Origin of the sequence: Acetobacter estunensis (assembly GCF_019083805.1) — a bacterium.
In the GTDB taxonomy this organism is placed as follows: Bacteria; Pseudomonadota; Alphaproteobacteria; order Acetobacterales; family Acetobacteraceae; genus Acetobacter; species Acetobacter estunensis_A.
The window spans coordinates 1-447 of record NZ_JAHRDV010000058.1 but is presented as its reverse complement, the minus strand read 5'-3'; the positions used below and the strand labels follow the sequence as shown (position 1 = coordinate 447).

Here is a 447-nt window from a genome sequence, read left to right as displayed (position 1 = left end):
GCTTTAGCTGTTTTGTTTCTGATTTTTTCTATCATCAGTATGGCATTTGCCGTATGTATTCCAAAGAAAATCCACAGTATTTCCGTCTTCCTGTTTCTGGCCTTTATCCTTGAGAGCGAGTAATGTTGCTTTTGAGTGCCGAAGCTTCCTTCAAGCCGTGTTGCCCTTTCTTTTGAGAGTTCGCTTCTAAGCACCTTCCTCAAAGGCTCATCTTTGGCCGCCCTTCCCTTGCGCACAAAGGATGTGGATATCCCATATTTTGTACAGAACTTTCTGTTGGCATTATTGGCATATATGGAATCGGCAGCCACACATCTTACCCTTACATTCATAAGCTTCTGCTGCATACGGATACAGTCCTTCAAGCGTATACCCTCATTGAATGCCTTGAACGAGAGGTGTTCGATGAACGATATGCCGTCTATCTGTATATTATTGACCTTTGCA

1 protein-coding gene is annotated in these 447 nt (G+C 43.2%); it reads right to left on the bottom strand.

Features of this window, described 5'->3' with window-relative positions:
* A partial coding sequence (locus KUA11_RS16995) for a transposase (RefSeq protein WP_368041054.1) occupies positions 1-347 on the bottom strand: 347 nt, incomplete at its 3' end.
* Positions 348-447 lie beyond the last annotated feature (100 nt).